Genomic DNA, 18,224 nt, shown 5'->3' on the forward strand with positions numbered 1-18,224 from the left:
CTCCTTGCAAGATAATAACCTATATTTATTTACTGTATTTACGAAGCGCACTTACAACAGCCTGTTGTGGCATTTTTTGGTCTGTCATTAACTGACCTATATTTTGAACTTTTAATCTGTCATTTCCTTTTTGTCTCAAGTTGATAAGGCGTATAGCCTCCATTAGTTTAGCCAGGTCAACTCCCCTGGGGCAACGAGCTGCACAGGTAAAGCACGATGCACAGCTCCAGATTGTTTTACTCTGAATAACCTTATCAAACTGGCCTAATTGAAGGTGCCTTAATATTTGATGAGGAAGTATATCCATCTCTGTAATTGCCGGACAGCCTGCTGTACATTTTCCACACTGCATGCAGTCATTGATCATCTCATTGCTTATTTTTTTTATTTGTAAGATATCTTTTTCATATTTATCGGGAATAATTTTTGTTCTAGTCATTTTTCCGCCTCCTAATAAAAAATAATTATTTCACATTTAAAGCTTCGGCTAAAAGTTCTGTAAAATAAACAACAGATATATTATTGGCCTTAGCTTCGTGACTGTTCTCTAGATTATATTTACATAGAGGACATGCAGTTACGATCTCTTGAATTTTATTTGTGACAGCAGATTTTATAATGTTATTTGTCATCTCTTCTGTTATAGATTTATTTTCGGTCACCAGATATCCTCCGCAGCACTCTGTCCTGTAGGGATATTTTATAGCTTTACCTCCTAATGCATCTATAAAATTTTCAATAATAACAGGATTTTCTGAATCATCAAATTTCATATCTTTCTCTGGTCTGAGAAGGAGACATCCATAATAAGCTCCTATTTTACGGTCATTGAGAGATACTTTTACTTTTTCAGATAATTTTTCAAATCCATAATCATCCCTTATCATCTCTAAAAAATGAATGACCTCTCCATCTCCATTGTAATTATTTTCAAGCTGGAGATAATTGTTGACCTTGTCCCTGACTTCAATTTTATCCTTCATATCTTTATTGACCCTTTTAATAACATGATGACAGGCAGAACAAAGAGTCACCAGTTTTTCACCTTTTTCCTGTGCTGCTGCAAGACTTCTAACGGAAGATAGTTTTGTAACTATCTCATCTTCTCCCATTGGATATACTGCGCCGCAGCACTGCCAATCTTTTTGTTCTATCAATTCAATCCCCAATTCATTGGCTGAATCCAGAGCAAATTTTTCAAGTTCCTGTGCTTTTGTTTTTAAGGTACATCCCGGATAATAGCTATACTTCATTTATTTAATCTGTACCTTAAGATATTAAAAGTACAGACCTTCACCCCCTTTTTTATTTTAATTATTATATTGTTATTTTTTTAACAAAGTTGGTTGTAAAAAAAATTGATAATAACATCAATTTTTGATTTTAGAAAAAGGTTATATCAACATATAAGGATTCTAAAATATAAGAATAAATTGTAAAAAAATACTATAAAAACAAATCTAATAATATATATAGCTCAGAAAAAACTAAAAATCAACTAAAAAAAATAAATAAAATAAAATAACTAAAATTAGTTACTTTATGCCTATTTTATGAGTTATTTAATTTTATAAGGAAATAAATCACGCCCCATGAAATATTCTGGGGCGTTAATTATTATTTTCTTGTTAAATTATTTTCAATAGCAATTTTTTTAACAGTTTCTGCTACTACTGATGCAACCCTATCATCAAATGGACTAGGAATGATATAATCTGCTCTTAATTCATCTTCCTTTAATACATTGGCGATACCATATGCAGCTGCTATCTTCATCTCATCATTAATTACTGTAGCTCCTGCTTCTAAAGCTCCTTTGAATAATCCCGGGAACGCCAATACATTATTTACTTGATTTGGATAATCTGATCTACCTGTTCCTACTACTGCCGCTCCTGCTTCTAAAGCATCTTCAGGCATGATCTCAGGTGTAGGATTTGCCATAGCTAAAATAATAGGATCTGTATTCATAGATCTGACCATATCTTTAGTAACCATATTAGGTCCAGATACTCCTACAAATATATCCGTTCCTTTAACTAATCCCGCTACTGAGTCCTCCTCTAAGTTTTCTGGAGTATCTATGATATTTTGATCCAATAATTCCTTTACTAAAAATCTATATTTGTCATATTTATCCTGCATTATAACGCCTTTTGAGTTATAAGCATATAGTGATTTAACTCCTAATTTCTTAAGCATTCTAGCAATAGAAGATCCTGCTGAACCAGTTCCGATCATAGACACTCTCAAGTCAGATATATTTTTACCTAACAATTTAGCAGAATTTATTATTGCAGCTGTAGTGACTATTGCAGTACCGTGTTGATCATCATGGAATACAGGAATATCTAACTCTTCGATTAATCTTCTCTCTATTTCAACACATTTAGGAGCAGCTATATCCTCTAGGTTTATTCCTCCAAAACTAGGTGCTAATAACTTACAAGTTTTGATAATTTCTTCGGTATCCGTAGTATCTAAGCAGATAGGGAATGCATCTACCCCACCAAATTCTTTGAATAAGATAGCTTTCCCTTCCATTACAGGTAATGCGGCTTCAGGACCAATATCTCCTAATCCTAATACTGCGGTACCATCTGTGATTACTGCAACCATATTTCCTTTGGCTGTATACTTATAAACATCACTTTTGTTTTCTGCGATTTTTTTACAAGGTTCTGCTACACCTGGTGAATATGCCAAACTTAAATCTTCTTTAGTAGCCACTGATACCTTTGAAATAACTTCAATCTTACCTTTGTGTTGATCGTGTAGTTTTAATGATTCTTCGTATACTCTCATACTAATATTCCTCCTGTTTATTTTTTCCTCATAGTGAGGGTTTTGCAAAATTTTATTTGTTTTCACAGTTATATTCTTTTTGACCTATCTCATATAGATCATTTCCATATAGATCATTTATAACAATAGCAGGAAAATCTACCACTTCCATCTTCCTAATCGTTTCAGATCCCAAATTATCATATGCAATAACTTCAGATTTTTTAATAGATTGAGCTATAAGAGCTGCTGCACCACCCACTGCTGCAAAATATATAGTTTTATGATTTACAATAGAATTTCTTACTTCTTGATTTCTAGCTCCTTTACCTATCATTCCTTTCAATCCAGCTTCAATTAATTTTGGTGCATATGGATCCATTCTATAGGAAGTTGTAGGACCTGCACTTCCTATGGCTTTTCCTGGTTTAGCAGGAGTTGGTCCTACATAATAGATTATTTGTCCCTTTGGGTCAAAGGGAAGATCTTTCCCCTCTTCTAATAATTTGATTAATCTAGCGTGAGCAGCATCTCTTGCTGTATATATGATCCCCGAGATCTTTACAGTATCTCCTGCTTTTAATTTTTCTATATCACTGTCTCTCAATGGTGTTGTTAACTTCATTTTATAACCTCCATAATAAATTCTAATTTTTTATTGGATCTACGTCATATTACTTTTTATACGTTATCTGTGACTAAAGTTTTTTTTCATCAATCTACACTAAATTAATCTGAGTTGCTGCTTGTAGAAAAGACTTAAGAAGATTTAACTCCTTCTTTTTATGGTTTCGCGAGGTTACGACTATTAGAAAATTCTAAAGAGTCCCTCTTTTATACAGGTTCAAGAAAAAACATTTTTCCCTCCTTTTCAAGGAGCGAGATACTTTTTCTCTGTAGCTAGAAATAAGTATCCAAAAAGAGCCAGAAGATTTATAATTGTCTTAATAAGTAAATCACGATTGTCATTGTAGAAACAGTACTGCTGAAGTGGAACGACTATAAACTTCGCTTTAAACCAAAAAAATATCCCTGGGAATCTCTGTGTTGATAGATTTTTTTAACTTTGAAAGTGATATTACTTTGTACTTTCATGTATACTAGAGCGTTCAACAAATTAAGTTCCGCAGTGTAACGAGGACTGTAGCTTTTCTTTCCTCTGTTTCTTTTACTCACTAAAAGAAATAGAGCCAGTTAAGAGTGGAACCCTTAGAATTTATTAGTGTAGTTCTTTATCTCATTTTCTCAAAATTCTATATTTATGAAATAAACTAATAGTTCTATGACCCTTGTTGTTACTCTGTGATGAAGAATTAATATTTTATAGGATTACTTCTTTATGTCTAGCAGCATGACAGTTTATATTGATGGCAACTGGCAGTGATGCAATATGGCAGGGATAAGCTTCTATTTTTACTGAAAGTGCAGTATTTCTACCACCTAACCCCATGGGTCCTACTCCAGTTTTATTTACTAACTCTAATAACTCATCTTCTAATTTAGCGTTTATAGGATTTGAGCTGCTGTCATTGACATCTCTCATAAGGGATTCTTTAGCTAATAGTGCAGCCTTTTCAAAAGATCCCCCTATTCCTACTCCTACAATAATTGGAGGACATGGATTTCCACCGGCACTCTTAATTGTCTCCACAACAAATTGTTTGATACCTTCGATACCGTCAGCTGGTTTTAACATCTTGATAGCGCTCATATTTTCGCTTCCTCCGCCTTTAGGGGCAAGTACGATTTTCACCTTATCGCTTCCAGGTACCAGTTTAGTATGAATTATTCCAGGAGTGTTATCCTTTGTATTTACTCTGTCTAAAGGATCTTTAACAACAGATTTTCTCAATAATCCTTTTTCATAGCCCCTTCTAATTCCTTCATTGATAGCCTCGTATATATCTCCATCTATATAAACTTCGGTACCTATTTCTAAAAATACTACTACTATTCCAGTATCTTGACACATAGGAACTCTATTTTCTTTAGCTAGTTCATGATTTTCAACTATTTGGTCTAATATATTTTTTCCTACAGGTGAAATTTCTGTTTTAGCCATTTTTTTTAAATTATCCAGAACATCAGAACCCAAATAGAAATTGGCATCCATACACATTTTTTCTACAGCATCTGTTACCTTAGTTAAATCCAAGCTTTTCATCTAATCACTCCTTAAGTTATTAATATTGTATTGCTTTTTTACTATTACAGTCTAAATAAATGCTATTTAAACTTCCAATATATTTTATGTTAATTTTTTAACAAAGTTAGCTGTAAAAAAAATTGATAGTAATATCAATTTTAGAGTAAGGTTATATTGAAATATAATAATTCAAAAATATAAGAATAAATTGTAAAAAAATACTATAAAAACAAATCTAATAAGATATATAACTCAAAATTTACTAAAAATCAAATAAAAAATTGAAAATAAATAAATTATTTAGTAAGTGTATAAAAAAACAACCCAAAGGTACTTCTGTGATATTATTAATTTGTTTTATAGTGAATAAAAGAAAATAATACTGGAAGATTTTTAGAAGTTGCCATAAGTTTTTTAATTTAGGACTTAGAAACAACATAATAAACAGAATTTTTATTTAAATAATATTAGTTATACAGGTGAAATAGTATATAATGCTATAGAGGTGGGAAATGTATTTAGATGAAAAGAAAATATTAATACAAATATACAGGTGGTTTTCATTTTATGAAAAAAATTCAACTTTGGAGTCTCAATTAAAGATACTCAGCAGGAATATATCTATTGATTCAGGGTTAGAAAAAGTTTTTGGTATAGATGATTATTTGAAAAAGGTAGATCTGATTCCTGAAAATTGGGAAAGTGTATATAATATTTTAGATTACGAGATTGAAAGCAGAAAAAATGGAAGTTATATAGTTGATATATTAGTAGAATATGATAACTTAGGAGTGAAAGATGATTTAAGAACAACTTTTAAATATATTTTTAGTCTAAATTATGAAAAAAAAGGAAAAGACAAGATGTTCATGCCTTTAATTCAAAGTGTAAGGGTTTCTACACTGGGAATTCACGATCATATTTTAGAAAAATGTAAAAACAAGATCTTGGCATCACTGAATTATTTTTATCTTTTAATGGATAAAAATGATAAGGAAGTAGAATGTTTTAAAGAAATATTAAGTAAAAGTTTTAATCTTGATTTTCAGGGAAAAAATATTGATTTATTTAAAAATCTAAAAAAATACTGTATATCCAATAGTAAGGAATATAAAAGCTTAGACCATAGGATAGAAGATATTGAGGTTTTAGAAATAAACAAATTCCAGTATAAAGTTCAATTAATAATAAGTTTGAAAAAAATAGACAGAAGAGATAACCTTTCGGAAAAAGAATTTTATACAGACATAGAATTAGAAGATTGGGGTTCAGATTTATTGAAGATTGTATCACTTAAAAATAAAGATTGAGGAGGGAATAAATGTTTGAAAAAATAAAAACATCAGAAATAGGAAATGTCTTTGATTTAATTGGAAAAGACTGGATGTTAATAACAGCAGGAGACGACAAAAAGGCCAATACAATGACAGCAGCTTGGGGAACATTAGGTGTAATGTGGAATAGGAATATAGCCATGATTGCAGTAAGACCTGAAAGATATACCTATGAATTTATTGAAAAAAATGAATATTTTACCCTGTCTTTTTTTGATGAGAAGTACAAAAAGGATTTAATTTGTTTAGGTACTAAATCTGGGAGGGATGAGGATAAGATAAAAAATAGTAATTTAAATCTAGTAAAAGGAGAAAATCTGCCTTATTTTCAAGAAGCTAAATTAATAATAAAATGCAAAAAAATATTCAGAAATGAAATAAAAAAAGAAAACTTTTTGGATAATAATATAAATTCCTGGTATGATGGTCCCAATGATATTGGTGGAAAACATATCTTCTATATGGCGGAAGTGATAGAGGTTTTAAAATCTAAGTAGATAAAAAGTAACGGGACATTGCATCTAAACAAGCTTTGGCAATCCCTCTTGCGGGCATAATTTCTTAGATAATAAAAAAGAGAGCAATAGTTTTTATTATTGCTCTCATATATAAAATTTTATAAACTTTCGTTAAACTTTCTTATTTCAGCTTTAATCTCTTCAGCAGTGGCCATAGCCATTACTCTTTCAACTAATGCTTCACATTCTTTTTTATCTAAGTGGATAATATTTCTTTTAATACCTAATACAGAGATAGCAGACATTGAAAATGCATCTAATCCCATACCAAATAAGATAGGAGTAGCTAATTCGTCTCCTGCAAATTCTCCACACATAGAGATAGATATTCCACCTGCATGAGCCCCTTCAATAGATAATTTGATAGCTGCTAACACACCAGGATTGAAAGAATCATAAAGGTTAGAAATTTTTTCATTTCCTCTATCTACAGCTAGTGTATATTGAGTCAGATCATTTGTACCGATTGAGAAGAAATCTACTTCTTCGGCAAAATATTTTGCTCTAAATGCTACAGATGGAGTTTCAACCATTATACCTAATTGAATATTTTCATCAAAATTGATACCTTCATTTTTTAACTCTGCTTTACACTCTTCTAATATAGCTTTTGATTTTCTAACTTCATCCAATGAAATTATCATAGGAAGCATGATCTTGATATATCCAAATCCAGAGGCTCTAAGTAAGGCTCTATATTGTGTTTTTAAAATCTGAGGTCTGTCTAAACAAACTCTAATTGCTCTCCATCCTAGGAATGGATTTTCCTCTTCAGGTAATTCCATATAAGATAGTGCTTTATCTCCACCAATATCCATTGTTCTGATAGTTACAGGAAGACCGTTCATTCTTTCTGCAACTTCTTTATATGCTTCAAATTGTTCCTCTTCAGTAGGGAACTTATCAGAGTTCATGAATAGAAATTCAGTTCTGTAAAGACCGATTCCGTCAGCTCCATTTCTAAGAACACCTTCAATATCAGAAGGCCCACCGATATTAGCCCATGCTCCTACAGTGATACCGTCTTTAGATGTTGCTTTTTTATCTTTTAATTCCTTTAATTCTTCTTTTTCAATATTGAATTTTTCCTTTGCTTTTATAGCTTCTACAATTTCATCATTGGTAGGATTAACAATAACTTTACCAGTCAGTGCATCTACAATGATTGTTTCTCCCTCTTTAACATCATCTAAGATAGTCTTTGTACCTACAACAGCAGGAAGTTCTAAAGATCTAGCCATGATAGATGAATGAGCAGTTTTACCACCTATTTGTGTAACGAATGCTACAACATTTTTAAGGTCTATTTGAGCTGTATCTGATGGAGTTAGATCGTTTGCTACGATAACAGTATCAGCAGGAAGGTTTCCTAAATCTATAATTGGAGTTCCTGTGATATTATATAACCATCTTTTAGCTATATCTCTAAGGTCTGCTACTCTTTCTCTTAAGTATGGATCGTCTAAATTAGATAACATATCGCAATATACTTCTATCCCTTGAGTCAGAGCATACTCTGCAGAAATTTGTTCATCTTCGATTAATTCAACTACTTCTTCAAATAGATCTTCATCTTCTAAAAGAGTGATATGACCATCAAAAATAGTCGCTTTATCTTCACCTAATTTTTTAGCAGTCATCTTTCTTATTTCAAATAATTGCTCTCTAGATTCGTCTCTACCATCTAATAATCTTTTTTCTTCATTCTTTGTATCCATTACTTTCTCTTTATTGATAACCAATTCTGTTTCTTTATATAAAAATGCTTTTCCAACAACAATTCCTGGAGAAGCATCTATACCTTCTATTAACTTTCTCATTTGAGAACCTCCGTAATTAAAAAATTTTTAAAAAAAAGATAGAAGGTCAAACCTTCTATCTTAAGTGATTAGTCTCTTAAGTTTGCTAAAAGATCTGTTAATTTCTCAACAGCAGTATCAGCGTCTGATCCTTCTGTATGAACAGTTACGTTAGTTCCCTTTTTTATCCCTAAAGATAATAATTTTAATAGTGATGTTCCTTTAACTTTTTTTCCAGATTCATTTTCAACTTCAATTTTTGATTCAAAAGTTTTAGCTACAGTTACGAACTCGTTCCCTGGTCTTGTATGTAAGCCTGTGTCATTTGTTATTTCTACTGTTTTTGATGCCATTTTTTTTAATCCTCCTAATAATTTGAATAAATGTTTCTACAAATTTAGAATATCATAATTCAAAAAAAAGTGCAAATAATTTCGTTAAAACATGTCCATAAAACCCACATTATCCGTAAATGGAACTTAAGGTCTTAAAGTTGACAACCACTCTAAATCTACATCTTCATCATAATCGATTCCATCTGCTTCAAAACCATTTAAATTCATGAAATATTTCTTATATAATTTAAAGTCACATAACTCTTTAAAGTTTTCTTCTGTAATATCCTTGTATATATTTACACTTTTCTCTTGGATATCATCACTTAGTTCCCAAGAGTCCGGTCTCATTCTACCTTTTGCATCAAAATTAGGCGAATCTCCATAGATCATGTCAGCAAGAAGCCTATGAGTGTGTTCCATACACGGCTCCTCCTGTCCCTGTTCTGCCATAACTTTGAACAGTACAGAAGCATAGATAGAAAAACACGGAATAAATGCACTGGCCTTTGTGGTGATAGCTCTATTGACAGAAGTATACACTTCACCGCCCAGCTTCTCACTAACCAAAGTATTTAACTTTATAGCACTATCTTCTAAATGTTCCTTTGCTCTACCAATAGTTCCATCTCTATATACTGCACGGGTTATATCTCCGCCGATATATGAATAAGCAACACTTTTAAAACCGTCATTACAAACACCTTCATCCACTAAAGCATTAACCCAGTGACTCCAGTCTTCTCCACCCATAACTTTTACAGTATTTGCGATCTCTTCCTCTGTTGCTGAGTCAACACTTAAATACTCGATCTCTTCTTTTTGAATATTTAATGTATATCCACCAAACTCTTCATTTATAGGTTTGATACAAGATCTATGAACAACTCCAGTGTCGGGGTCTTGTCTTACTCCAGAAGCGACACTATATATTAGAAGGTCTATCTTCCCTCCAAATTCATCCTTTATATATTCAATAACTTCTTTTCTCATGTCATGGGAAAAAGCATCCCCAATAAAGTTTTTAGCAACTAAGCCTTCTTTTTCTGCGGCTTCTTTAAACCATATATTGTTATACCAACCAGCACTTCCAACTTTTTTTTCTGATCCTTCTTTTTCAAATGAAACACCAATGGTATCAGATTTACTTCCACCAAATGCTAATGAAATTCTAGTAGATAATCCATATCCTGAAGACGCTCCTAAAATTAGTACTTTTTTCGCACCTTCATACTGCTTACTATTTTTTGCTACCTTAATTTGATCTTCAACTATTTTTTTACATCCCATGGGATGGCAGTTTAGAGCTAAACTTCCTCTTACTCTTGGTTTAATTATCATGTTTATTAAACACCTCCGTCTGATTAGTTTATCATAATATTTACTATATTTACAAGGTAATTTATAATATCCACCTTATTAAATTACTGTTGTAATTTAATAATTCTTGTTAATTTTGTAACTAAAGCCCTATAAATATTTACTTTTTTCTAAAATGGTTACTTTTGTTGAGTTTAGAGAAGGTTAACCGCTGCCTTCCCGCCTTTGGCGGACAGACGTATTAGCGTGAAGAACGTATCATAGGTATAGGATAAATTTAAAAGTATTTATAATTTTGATTTTTAAAAGCTATATACTTTTATAGGAATATATAGTTATAATTAGTAAGGTATAATATAGGTATACACACAAATAACTATAAATCCTACCATATAGCATAGATGAAAAAATTGGAATGAGGAGTTGGTAAAAATGAAATTAACTATAAAAAAATTTATACAGGGTATAAGGAAACAGATCAGTCAGAGTAATAAATTGATCTTTAAAATACTAAAGTTGATCTTATTTACATTTGAAAATTATAAAAAAAGCAGATCAGACCTATGGTCATCTGCACTGACATTTTATTCCCTCCTTACTATTGTTCCTGTAATAGCCATAGCCTTTGTCGTTACCAGGGGCTTTGGAGTGGAAAAATTAATAAAAGATGAATTATATAAAACCTTTTTCTTACAGGATGAAATTTTGGATCAAATATTGATTTTTTCCCAGAGGACTTTGGAAAATACCAAGGGAGAATTGATAGCAGGTACAGGAATTTTATTTTTGATCTGGTCGGTCATAAAGATATTTTCTGCAGTGGAAAAATCATTTAATGAAATATGGAAGGTACAGGAATCCAGGAGTTTTGTAAGAAAACTCACCGATTATATGTCACTAATATTTTTATTCCCATTGATTGTAGTCCTATCTAACGGACTCTCAGCAATCCTACAGATTTTTATATTAAAGATATATCCAGGATTGATAGAGGTCTTAAATTTTATTCCACAGGTCCTTATTATAATATTTTTTACCCTCATATATTTAATTATTCCAAATACAAAGGTAAAATTGTCCACAGCATTTATAGCAGGGGTATTTTCAGGAGTTGTCTTTCAGATAACGCAATCTATCTTTATCCACCTCCAGGTCAGCTTATTAAACTACAATGCTATCTATGGAAGTTTTTCCCTTATACCTATATTTATAATGTGGCAGAAAATAGTGTGGTTTATCATCTTATTGGGGGCTCATCTCTCCTTTATCATACAAAATTCCTATAAATATTCTTACACTATAAATGAGATAAATTTAAATTTTTCCTCCAAAAGAGATATATCTATTATATGTATATACTACCTTGTAAAAAACTATGAGGAAAATAAACCGCCCATGAGTACCAATGAACTATCCCACAAACTGGGGATAGCCATAGGAGTGACCCAGGACATCCTCAATATGCTGGCAAAATCAAACTTTATAGTGGAGATAGTCACATCCAGCGATGAAAGAAAATATAAACTCTCTAAAAATATAGATATTCTCTCTATTGGATATATTATCTCCGAGATTACAGAGATAGGATATAGTCAGAAGGTAGGAGATGAATCCAAAGATATCTTGGAAAAAATAGAAAGCGCTATAGAAAATTTTCAATATGACCTACTATTAAAGGATATAGGCCCAAATAGTTAAAAATATGTATTTTAAATAAATATTCTGAGCATTCCTTGTTATTTTATAAAAACAAACTAAAAAACCACACTCTTGGTACTATTGACCTGAGTGTGGTTTTTTCCCTATGTTATATAAAGTTTATTTTAGGGAGTCCAGTGTTATTTTATTCGTTTCTCAAAGCATCGATAGGATTTAACATAGAGGCCTGCCTGGCCGGGTAAACCCCGAAAATAAGTCCGATTAAAGTTGAAATGATCACTGAAATTAATACAATTGCAGGGGAAACAATAGGTGAGATATTTATAAAATATCCTATGATATTAGATATTATATAACCTGTGACAATTCCCAGCCCACCGCCTACTAGTGATAGGATGATAGACTCTGTCAAAAATTGAAATAGGATATCTCTGCTTTGAGCTCCAATAGCTTTCCTGATCCCTATCTCCTTTATCCTTTCGGTCACACTGACAAGCATTATATTCATAACTCCGATTCCTCCTACAAAAAGAGAGATCCCGGCAACAAACAGGATAAATATATTTAGTGTTTCTAAAATACTTTTTAATTCACTTCCCCTGGGAACTTTTTCCTCATAGTCATAGATATTAGAATGATTTCTAGATTCTAACTGCTGAATTACCCTTATAAGGATATCTTTTCCCATAAGGGGGTCTTCTGGCATAACTATAAGGGTTTCGTAATCTTTTGTACCCTTTATCCTTTCCATCTGAGCCAGGGGGATCCTGGTAAAGGTCGGCATCATCCTGGATAAACCAATTTCATTCATGGCAGAATCCGGATGCTGAAACACTCCTACAATGACAAATTCTTTTACTTTCTTTAAAGATCGAAATTCCAGACTTATCTTCTTCCCTAAGGGTGATTCTGAATTAAATAGTTTTTTTGCCGTAAGATGATCGATTACAATAACAGGGGAACCTTCTTCATATTCAATACTTAAAATAGGTCTTCCATCTATATAGTTTACCCTGTCTACTTTTTCAAAATCAGGAGTAGTAGAATAAACAAGAGCCATCCTTTTGATATCCGGTCCAGTCTTATTTTTAATTGAGATCCTTTCACGTATACTAGGTGTTATGGCCTCTATCCCGTCTATATTATATTTAATATCTTTAATGTCTTCCATGTCTAGTGAGTAGATATTTTTATATTCATCGGCATCGGTATCTACATTTATTTCATAGACACCAAACCCGCTATTAGCTAAATTTCCGGTGATTTTTTTCTCTCCTCCCTTACCAATGGCAGACATTGCTATTACTGAAGATATTCCAATAATTATTCCTAGCATAGTTAGAAGGGATCTCATCTTATTACCTATTAAAGACTGAATTGAACTTTTAAATATCTCTATAAAATTCATGATCTATTACCTCGTTTTTTATTAATTTCCCATCATGGAATCGAATAATCCTTTTACAGTTTGCTCCTACATTATCCTCATGGGTAACCATAACTATAGTAGCTCCTTCACGATTTAGTTTTTTAAAGATCTCTATGATCTCTGCTTCAGATACAGAATCTAAATTTCCGGTAGGTTCATCTGCCATAATAATCTCAGGATTTACAACTAAGGCCCTTGCAATGGCAACTCTCTGACGCTGTCCCCCTGATAACTCATTAGGTTTATGGTTAGCCCTGTTTTCCAAACCGACACTTTTTAAAGCCTCTAAAGCTCTTTTCTTTCTAATCTTTGCGTGGATTCCGCTGTAAACCAGTGGGAGAGCTACATTTTCCCAGGATTTTAATTTAGGCAGTAAGTTAAAAGACTGAAATACAAATCCTATTTTTTTATTTCTAACTTGTGCTAGTTGATTATCGTTTAAATTAGATGTATCGATCCCATCTAATTTATAGGTTCCAGATGTAGGAGTGTCCAGGCAGCCTAAGATATTCATCATGGTAGATTTCCCACTGCCACTATGTCCCATGATAGCTACAAATTCACCATTTTTTATGGTGTAGGAAACATCATCTAATGCTTTTAATGTAAGATCTCCGGTTCGGTATATTTTATCTAACCTGGTTATCTCAATGACAGTCTCCCTATCACTGTAATTTATAAGACTATTCATTAACTTTCACCCTGGCCTTTATTTTTGCCCCTGCCGCTTCTTGTTTTAACCTCCTGACCGTTTTCCAAAGCAGTATAAGGATTTTTTAGAATTGAAATATCATCCTCTAAATTATCTACTGCAACCATACTGCTGTTACTGTCCTTTATACTGATATAGTTTTTCCTTATTTTCTTTTCAGCATTTAAAATAAATACATAGTAACCCTTTTCATCCTCTAAAACAGAAACTCTCGGAATTGAAACAACCCCATCTATGGAACTTACAACTATATCTACCGAGGAATTGAATCCTGGCCTAAGTTCCTCTGGTAAATTTTCTATAGTGATCTCCACCTCTACATAAGCCTCAGTATCACTTGTAGTGGAACTGTTGTTGTTATTGGAAGAATTTGATGCTGTAGCAGAGGAAAGAGTCGATATCTTACTGACAACTCCATGAAATTCCTCCTGATAGGCATCTGGCCTGATTTTTACATCTTGCCCAAGGGATATACCGTGGATACTGTACTCCGGTACATTGGCAACTACAATAAGATCTGAAAGATCGGCTACCTCGAAGAGTTCTACTTCGGTGTTTACTCTGTAATTGGCCTCTGCAATCATAGATATGATTGTTCCGTCAAAGGGACTTTTAATTTCATCTAACATCTTAGACAGTTCCTCTTGGAGGCCCTCTATATCTAGTTTAGATTTTTTTATATCAAACTCTAGATCCTCTATTTCCACCTGGGAAGATCCTCCTACCTCAAACATAGAAACAGCATTTTTCAGATTTCTCTCTAATTTTTTTAGATTTATTTGCTCTTTTTTCAAATTTCTGATAACAGTATTTTTGTCCTCTGGGTCAAATGTCATGATAATCTCACCTTTTTTTACATAATCACCGGCACTATAAAAAACTTCATCTACCTTGAGGGGCCTATCAGCATATACGAGCTTTGTATCCCTTGCCTGTACTACTCCATCAGCTTCTACTATCTTTTTGAATGTAGATTTTTTTACGCTGAATACCTGGTATTTCGGGGAGACATCTTTATTTTGATTATTTTTATAATAGACTCCTCCTCCTATCAATACCACAGCTATCAGCCCTGCAATAATTTTTTTCATCTTACCTCCTATACTGTATCTCATATATAAATGCAGTCAATTCATTCTCTTTCTTTTCCAATTCTATGGAGTTTATAATATAATCTTCGTACTTTTCTATATAGTTTATATAGGTTTCATTTCCCTGTTCGTAGTTTAACTTATACATCTTATATGTCATCTCGTCCACTTCTTTTTGGAGCTTTAGATTAGTAACCTCTTTTAGGAGGGAGTTATACCGATTAAAATATTCGTTTTTTAAATTCTCCAGACTTTTTTCGAGCTTTTTCTTCTCCATTTCCAGACGTTCTTTTTCCACCTCATAGGTAGCTGTGGTATTGTCATATTCAAATAAAGTTTTATCTATACTAAGTCTTACCAGCCATCCGTCATTTTTTACATCATAAAAAGTTCCTGCATTGAGGTCGGGCCAACTGGTGCTATAAGCCGAATATTTTTTATCTTCTTCGACCTTATCTATGGATAATTCTACATTCTCCAATGATCTGTCACCAATATTATTGATGTCACTGGTATATAATTTTTCTAATCTAGAATATTTAATGTCAGAATAAATTTTGAGATTAAATACTGTTTCAAAAGTTTTTTCTATTTGAATCAGATCAAGGTTTAGCTGTTCTATATCATTATTTAAGTTTTTTAAACGCATCTTTGAATATTTATAGTCCAACCTGGAAGATTGCCCTGTATTAAATCCTCTTTCCAGTTTAACAGCATCTGCTTCTAGACTTGGCAGCAGTCCTTTCTTTAATTTCAATTCCAGCCTTGTATCCATAAGGGTTTTATAGGTATCAATAAGTGATAGAATCTCTCCTTCCATCCGCTGATCTTCAAAGTTTAATCTCATCACTTCATCGATGGTAAACAGGTTTCTATTATATTTCCTGTCTCCATAAAAAATATCCTTTAAGTTTTTTTCTAAACCGACCAACTGTTTGTTTTCCCCATTGTACTCCTCATCATACTCACCTTCATATTTAAAAAAATCATATGAAGCAGATACTAGTCCACTAGATCTTTCCCCATTGGTATCATCTGTGAATTTTCCGCTTCCCTTCAGATCGATACCGTCTCTGTCTATCCGTTCTATCTTTTTATTATCTATGGACAGTTGTTTTTGTTCTAAAGTACGATATTTTGCAGAATAACCATTTTGTTCCAGCTGTAAGACAAGGTCATCCAAGGTCATAGAATAGGATTGAGAGTATGTAAGTAATGCCGCTACAAGTAAACCTAGTTTTTTCAAGTTATTTCCCTCCTTTTATAAAAAAAGCAACGTGACGTTGCATCCGGACAAGCACAATTAAGGTTTTTTATAATCTTTTATTTCTCCATAAATTTTGTGATCTCCTGGATAAAAAAAAGCTACCTACTAATTTTAGCAGATAGCTCTATTTTTAGTTATTAAAATATACAATAGTTTTGTGAAAATCCTGTGAAAAATCTATACAGCGGTTTAACTTATTTCTTCAGCGAATATATTATCTACAATCTTTAATCCATCTATGGCAGCACTGGTTATCCCACCGGCATATCCTGCTCCTTCACCTATTGGGTATAATCCCTTTGTACTGATGGATTCCCCTGCCTCGTTCCTGGTAATCTTCACAGGAGCAGAAGTTCTTGTTTCAGGCCCTATTAAAAGTGCTTCATTGGATACAAAGTTAGGCATCTTTTTCCATTGGTGGAAAGCTAACTTCATGTTTTTCTTTATTATATCCGGAAAAAATTCATTTAAATTTTCAGATTTCATCCTCATAGGATAACTGCTTTTAGGCAGAGAAGTAGATTTTTTATCTTTTATAAAGTCTACAACTCTCTGTGCTACTCCTCCATAATTCCCCACAGAGTTATATGCATCTCTCTCTAATTTTTCCTGATATTCCATTCCGCTGAACAGGTGATCACCAAATTCATTGGCTTTAATCCCTACTGCAATAGCAGAGTTACTGAACTCTCCATCTCTTTTAGAATAGCTCATTCCATTGACTAAACTTGTATTTTTTTCAGAGGCAGCATTTACTATAACTCCTCCTGGGCACATACAGAATGAGAATACCCCTCTGCTCTCTGCCTTGTTGTTATATGTCATACTGTATGTAGCAGCTTCCAGATTTTCATGATTAGCAAATTTACCATACTGCATCTTATCTATAGCTGCTCTTGGATGTTCTATCCTTGTTCCCATGGCAAATGGTTTATTTTCCATGAATACACCATTTTTATAGAGCATCCTATAGGTATCCCTGGCACTGTGACCTATGGCTAAAACTAGATGTTCTATATCTACCCTATCCTTTTTATTATGAGATACTGTATCTACACCGATTACTTTATTGTCCTTTATAAGGATATTTTCAACTAAAGTGTCGAAATAAAATGTTCCACCCATTTGTATTATTTTAGATCTCAGATTTTTTGTTACGACTTTTAAAATATCGGTACCTATATGAGGTTTGTAGTCCCACATAATTTCTTTCTGTGCTCCTAATCCAATTAGAGTTTCAAATACATGGGTAATGTATTCACTCTTTACACGGGTATTTAGTTTCCCGTCAGAATAAGTACCTGCTCCTCCTTCACCAAACTGGATATTAGAGTTTATATCCAGATCGTCATTTGTGTAGAAGTTATCGATAGATCTGTCTCTCTCATCTACTTTTTTCCCACGTTCAAATATAATGGGCTTATACCCATGTTCACATAATCGAAGGGCTGCAAATAATCCAGCCGGTCCGCTGCCTATTATCCCTATACGTCCTTCTAAATTTTTAGATCTTCTGGGGTTTACCTGCAGGGCCTTTGGTTTAGTTAGCCATTTATGTCCCTCTAAATTGATATCTTTCTTAAAAGTTAACTCCAAATTGTATAAAAATTTGATCTGAGTTTTTTTTCTAGAATCAATGGATCTCTTTATATATTCTATATGGATAACGTTGGATAGATCTATCCCTTTTTTTATAAGTTCATTTTTTATAGCATGATCCTGATTTTTTTCTATTGGAATCATTATGTTATTAATAACAGCTTTCATCTCTCACCTCGTTAGTTAATTTGTTAATTTTACATATTATTATATCACACTTAAAATAGAATC

Annotated in this window: 16 protein-coding genes; 3 read left to right on the forward strand and 13 right to left on the reverse strand. The window is 32.7% G+C overall.

Going from position 1 to position 18,224, the window contains the following annotated elements; all coding sequences use genetic code 11:
* Positions 1-25 precede the first annotated feature (25 nt).
* From NRK67_12900 to NRK67_12920, 5 genes are all read right to left on the reverse strand, one after another.
* Positions 26-439 carry a 4Fe-4S dicluster domain-containing protein gene (locus NRK67_12900; protein UUV18181.1) on the reverse strand — a complete coding sequence of 138 codons (414 nt, stop codon included), beginning with the start codon at positions 437-439 and terminating at the stop codon, positions 26-28.
* A 25-nt stretch (positions 440-464) separates the two neighbouring features.
* Complete coding sequence (locus tag NRK67_12905) at positions 465-1,253, reverse strand: CoB--CoM heterodisulfide reductase iron-sulfur subunit B family protein (GenBank protein ID UUV18182.1); 789 nt, start codon at positions 1,251-1,253, stop codon at positions 465-467.
* Positions 1,254-1,617: 364 nt separating this feature from the next.
* Complete coding sequence (locus tag NRK67_12910) at positions 1,618-2,805, reverse strand: NADP-dependent malic enzyme (GenBank protein UUV18183.1); 1,188 nt, start codon at positions 2,803-2,805, stop codon at positions 1,618-1,620.
* 52 nt (positions 2,806-2,857) lie between these two features.
* Positions 2,858-3,409 carry a Fe-S-containing hydro-lyase gene (locus tag NRK67_12915; GenBank protein UUV18184.1) on the reverse strand — a complete coding sequence of 184 codons (552 nt, stop codon included), beginning with the start codon at positions 3,407-3,409 and terminating at the stop codon, positions 2,858-2,860.
* Positions 3,410-4,105: 696 nt separating this feature from the next.
* Positions 4,106-4,948 carry a fumarate hydratase gene (locus tag NRK67_12920; GenBank protein UUV18185.1) on the reverse strand — a complete coding sequence of 281 codons (843 nt, stop codon included), beginning with the start codon at positions 4,946-4,948 and terminating at the stop codon, positions 4,106-4,108.
* Between the two features lie 494 nt (positions 4,949-5,442).
* Between NRK67_12920 and NRK67_12925 the strand changes: the two genes are divergently transcribed.
* Together NRK67_12925 and NRK67_12930 are read left to right on the forward strand one after the other, a co-directional pair.
* Positions 5,443-6,240 (forward strand): hypothetical protein, encoded by a 798-nt coding sequence (locus NRK67_12925; protein UUV18186.1) that lies wholly within the window; start codon positions 5,443-5,445, stop codon positions 6,238-6,240.
* 11 nt (positions 6,241-6,251) lie between these two features.
* Entirely contained in the window at positions 6,252-6,761 is a 510-nt protein-coding gene (locus NRK67_12930) for a flavin reductase family protein (GenBank protein UUV18187.1), read from the forward strand.
* Between the two features lie 119 nt (positions 6,762-6,880).
* Here the strand turns inward: NRK67_12930 and ptsP are convergent, their stop codons facing one another.
* From ptsP to NRK67_12945, 3 genes are all read right to left on the reverse strand, one after another.
* On the reverse strand, positions 6,881-8,602 hold the full coding sequence (gene ptsP / locus NRK67_12935) for a phosphoenolpyruvate--protein phosphotransferase (GenBank protein UUV18188.1): 1,722 nt from the start codon (positions 8,600-8,602) through the stop codon (positions 6,881-6,883).
* A 68-nt stretch (positions 8,603-8,670) separates the two neighbouring features.
* Complete coding sequence (locus tag NRK67_12940; protein UUV18189.1) at positions 8,671-8,934, reverse strand: HPr family phosphocarrier protein; 264 nt, start codon at positions 8,932-8,934, stop codon at positions 8,671-8,673.
* A 126-nt stretch (positions 8,935-9,060) separates the two neighbouring features.
* Positions 9,061-10,257: a trans-2-enoyl-CoA reductase family protein gene (locus NRK67_12945; protein UUV18190.1), complete on the reverse strand. Its 1,197-nt coding sequence runs from the start codon at positions 10,255-10,257 to the stop codon at positions 9,061-9,063.
* A 411-nt stretch (positions 10,258-10,668) separates the two neighbouring features.
* Here NRK67_12945 and NRK67_12950 point away from each other — a divergent pair, with 411 nt between their 5' ends.
* Positions 10,669-11,934 (forward strand): YihY/virulence factor BrkB family protein, encoded by a 1,266-nt coding sequence (locus tag NRK67_12950; GenBank protein UUV18191.1) that lies wholly within the window; start codon positions 10,669-10,671, stop codon positions 11,932-11,934.
* A 145-nt stretch (positions 11,935-12,079) separates the two neighbouring features.
* Here the strand turns inward: NRK67_12950 and NRK67_12955 are convergent, their stop codons facing one another.
* The 5 genes from NRK67_12955 to NRK67_12975 all read right to left on the reverse strand — a co-directional run bounded on the left by NRK67_12955 (position 12,080) and on the right by NRK67_12975 (position 18,161).
* Positions 12,080-13,303: an ABC transporter permease gene (locus NRK67_12955; protein ID UUV18192.1), complete on the reverse strand. Its 1,224-nt coding sequence runs from the start codon at positions 13,301-13,303 to the stop codon at positions 12,080-12,082.
* Entirely contained in the window at positions 13,281-14,015 is a 735-nt protein-coding gene (locus tag NRK67_12960; protein ID UUV18193.1) for an ABC transporter ATP-binding protein, read from the reverse strand. The genes NRK67_12955 and NRK67_12960 overlap by 23 nt, the downstream gene beginning before the upstream one ends.
* Positions 14,015-15,127, reverse strand: coding sequence for an efflux RND transporter periplasmic adaptor subunit (locus NRK67_12965; GenBank protein UUV18194.1), 1,113 nt, complete (start codon positions 15,125-15,127; stop codon positions 14,015-14,017). Before NRK67_12965 ends, NRK67_12960 begins: the two co-directional genes overlap by 1 nt.
* 1 nt (position 15,128) lies before the next feature.
* Positions 15,129-16,373, reverse strand: a complete 1,245-nt coding sequence (locus NRK67_12970) for a TolC family protein (protein UUV18195.1) — start codon at positions 16,371-16,373, stop codon at positions 15,129-15,131.
* Between the two features lie 210 nt (positions 16,374-16,583).
* Positions 16,584-18,161 (reverse strand): NAD(P)/FAD-dependent oxidoreductase, encoded by a 1,578-nt coding sequence (locus tag NRK67_12975; GenBank protein ID UUV18196.1) that lies wholly within the window; start codon positions 18,159-18,161, stop codon positions 16,584-16,586.
* Positions 18,162-18,224 lie beyond the last annotated feature (63 nt).

The organism is Fusobacteria bacterium ZRK30 (genome assembly GCA_024628785.1).
Lineage (GTDB): Bacteria > Fusobacteriota > Fusobacteriia > Fusobacteriales > Fusobacteriaceae > Psychrilyobacter.

Coding starts and splice junctions, on each gene's coding strand:
- NRK67_12965 (UUV18194.1), bottom strand. CDS start 15,127: ATGAAAAAAATTATTGCAGGGCTGATAGCTGTGGTATTGATAGGAGGA.
- NRK67_12975 (UUV18196.1), bottom strand. CDS start 18,161: ATGAAAGCTGTTATTAATAACATAATGATTCCAATAGAAAAAAATCAG.
- NRK67_12940 (UUV18189.1), bottom strand. CDS start 8,934: ATGGCATCAAAAACAGTAGAAATAACAAATGACACAGGCTTACATACA.
- ptsP (UUV18188.1), bottom strand. CDS start 8,602: ATGAGAAAGTTAATAGAAGGTATAGATGCTTCTCCAGGAATTGTTGTT.
- NRK67_12925 (UUV18186.1), top strand. CDS start 5,443: ATGTATTTAGATGAAAAGAAAATATTAATACAAATATACAGGTGGTTT.
- NRK67_12960 (UUV18193.1), bottom strand. CDS start 14,015: ATGAATAGTCTTATAAATTACAGTGATAGGGAGACTGTCATTGAGATA.
- NRK67_12955 (UUV18192.1), bottom strand. CDS start 13,303: ATGAATTTTATAGAGATATTTAAAAGTTCAATTCAGTCTTTAATAGGT.
- NRK67_12950 (UUV18191.1), top strand. CDS start 10,669: ATGAAATTAACTATAAAAAAATTTATACAGGGTATAAGGAAACAGATC.
- NRK67_12905 (UUV18182.1), bottom strand. CDS start 1,253: ATGAAGTATAGCTATTATCCGGGATGTACCTTAAAAACAAAAGCACAG.
- NRK67_12915 (UUV18184.1), bottom strand. CDS start 3,409: ATGAAGTTAACAACACCATTGAGAGACAGTGATATAGAAAAATTAAAA.
- NRK67_12920 (UUV18185.1), bottom strand. CDS start 4,948: ATGAAAAGCTTGGATTTAACTAAGGTAACAGATGCTGTAGAAAAAATG.
- NRK67_12910 (UUV18183.1), bottom strand. CDS start 2,805: ATGAGAGTATACGAAGAATCATTAAAACTACACGATCAACACAAAGGT.
- NRK67_12900 (UUV18181.1), bottom strand. CDS start 439: ATGACTAGAACAAAAATTATTCCCGATAAATATGAAAAAGATATCTTA.
- NRK67_12945 (UUV18190.1), bottom strand. CDS start 10,257: ATGATAATTAAACCAAGAGTAAGAGGAAGTTTAGCTCTAAACTGCCAT.
- NRK67_12930 (UUV18187.1), top strand. CDS start 6,252: ATGTTTGAAAAAATAAAAACATCAGAAATAGGAAATGTCTTTGATTTA.